Annotated in this window: 3 protein-coding genes; 1 reads left to right on the top strand and 2 read right to left on the bottom strand. The window is 53.4% G+C overall.

Annotation, left to right across the window (positions count from 1 at the left end):
* On the bottom strand, positions 1-431 hold a 431-nt coding region (locus tag IK083_02630; GenBank protein MBR4748453.1), incomplete at its 3' end, for a hypothetical protein.
* A 19-nt stretch (positions 432-450) separates the two neighbouring features.
* Positions 451-1,458 carry a class II fructose-bisphosphate aldolase gene (locus tag IK083_02625; GenBank protein ID MBR4748452.1) on the bottom strand — a complete coding sequence of 336 codons (1,008 nt, stop codon included), beginning with the start codon at positions 1,456-1,458 and terminating at the stop codon, positions 451-453.
* A gap of 597 nt (positions 1,459-2,055) precedes the next feature.
* Between IK083_02625 and IK083_02620 the strand changes: the two genes are divergently transcribed.
* A partial coding sequence (locus IK083_02620) for a transposase (protein MBR4748451.1) occupies positions 2,056-2,379 on the top strand: 324 nt, incomplete at its 3' end.

The following is a 2,379-nucleotide window of genomic DNA, read 5'->3' as shown; positions in this document are numbered from 1 at the left end:
TGCACCACGTGGGGCTTCAGCACCGTGAAGGGGATGCCGTACTGATGGAACACGTCCTCGATGGAAAACTTGCCGCAGTAGGAGTCGCGCCTGTGCTCAAAATCCATCTTGCCTATCTCGTCGGGATACGCCTGTATAAAGATAGGCCTGGTGTTGTCCAGCACTGCCTGCACCGCGCCGTTTTCGTCGGAAAAGTTGGGCAGGCTCATGATGATGCCGTCATACTCCTGCTCCTTGAGCCAGGCGGCCCAGGCCCGGCCCTCTTCCCGGGTCTCCACAGCCCCGTAACGGGTCAGGTCCTCGGGAGCGATGACGTAGTCATAGCCCGCGTTCTTTACGGCCTGGGCCACTTCTTCTCTGGCAGAAGCTATAAGGCTTTCGGGGAAAAAGCCTCTGTTGCCGAAATAAAGGGCAAAGGTTTGTTTTTTCATGATCGTTCCTCTTTGTATATCATACTTTCAGCCACATGTCATAATAGGCAGTGACCATTTCCTTTATTCTCCGGGCCATCACGCCGCTGCGAAAAGCCATGGTAAAGCAGCTGATGTTTATCCTGTCGCCGGTGTCCAGGCACTTTTCGGTGAGCCAGCCCTTGTCTATCAGCTCCCTGACCTTGTCCGGACCCGCAGCCCTCACGGCGTTGGTGACCAGGGCCTCAAACACGTCGGGAGACGAATCCCGCTCCAGGGCTGTCCACACGTTCACCTTGCAGATGCCGTCCGAGAACAGGTCGCTGATCTGGTCGTTGGACACGGACGAAGCTCCGTGGAGCACCGTTTTGCAGCCTATGGCCGCCTTGATCTCCCGGGCCCGGTCCCCCCGGTAAAAGAGATCCTTGCCGGAAGCCCTGTGCTCGGTGCCCAGATTGGCCACCATCATGTCCACACCGGTCTCCTGCATATACCTGACGGCGTTTTCCACGGTGGTGATATCGTTTGTCACAGACTCCGTGGCCTCCACTATCTCGTCGCAGGCGCCCTCTATGAATATCTCGTCTCCCTTGGCCCTGACAAAGGCGGCGGTCTTCTCTATATTCTCGTCAAAAGGCAGGGTGGACGCGTCATACATTATGGACGAATACCGGGATAGGTCGCTCTCTGTGAGAGCCTTGTCCAGGTCGTGCTGGATGTGGTCCAGATGCACCAGCACCTGCAGCTCCTCGTAAGGGGCGCCCTTTTCCGTCAGGGCCGCAATATCGGCGTAAAAGAGCTCCAGCCCCGCATCTACCGACCGGGTCTGAGTATAATAGCTGGCCTGGGACCTGTGGTCGTAGGCGCAGGTGATGGCTATGCTCACCGGCATCTGCCTGACGCCGTGTTTGCGGGCAAACTCCGCCGCCGCCTCCATGATGGCTTCGGTGGTGACCAGATTCTCGGAGCAGAAGCAGGGTATCAGCCAGCCCCGCTCTGCCGCCGCAGCATATACAGCCTTTACCTGAGACAATTCGGATATTATCATACATCAATTCCTTTCATGCAGTATCGTCACTATCATTATACCCTATTTTGATCTGCCGGACAACTTTTTCGGACCGTCTTTTTGCGGTGTTTTGCCCCCGCGCCGCGTATCTTTCTCCCGCGTCATCCCAGCGGTGGCGGGTGATTCGCCCTGCGTGTCATCCCGCCCAAAACTTCGGGGTCCCCGCAAAATCACAGGTTTTGTGGATTAGAATAGGGAGGAACCGGGCAGCATGCGGGAGGAAAGCGCTCTTGATGAGAAGACGGAGAGTACCGCTGGGAGGACCCTGACAAAAAAACAGACGGGAAGAACACTTTTCCACCACCCTGCGTCATCTCTGCGCAAGCGGCAACAAATCAAACGTCAAGCTGAGGGCCGTTTATAGCCAATTATTACACCGCCTAAATAAATCTTGATTTTTTATTGCCGGTGTGATAAAATAGTAAAAATCATCTATTAAAGGAGAAACTATCATGAGGTTTTTCGGTAGTGTCCAGAATCTTGTGTAAACTTTAATCGGGTGGGTACTTGAAAAAGGCTCCGCATTTCTGTAAGATATAAATATCCAAAACCAAACCTACAGAGAGAGGAGCCTCTATGGATAATTATACCACACCGGAAGAAAACAGTCCAGCAAAGACATCCGGTTCGCTGGAAGAACTTTTCCTGGCTTTTATCGAAAAAAGCCTTAACAAACTGCTTGAGGCGGAATTCGAATCCGTAATGGGTTACAGCAAGAACAACGCCTCCGAAAGAGAAAGCCTTAATACTGACAACTACAGAAACGGCAGCTATCTGCGTGACTTGTTTACAACATTTGGCAGCCTGAAAGTCCGTATTCCGAGAGACCGTAACGGCCGGTATAAACAAAAGCTTATTCCGCCTTGGTGCAGGCGGACAGACAGGCTCGAGGCGCTTATC

It is taken from the genome of Abditibacteriota bacterium (assembly GCA_017552965.1).
Classification (GTDB): Bacteria; Armatimonadota; UBA5829; order UBA5829; family UBA5829; genus RGIG7931.
This window is presented reverse-complemented; position numbering and strand designations above follow the sequence as displayed.

Coding starts and splice junctions, on each gene's coding strand:
- IK083_02625 (MBR4748452.1), bottom strand. CDS start 1,458: ATGATAATATCCGAATTGTCTCAGGTAAAGGCTGTATATGCTGCGGCG.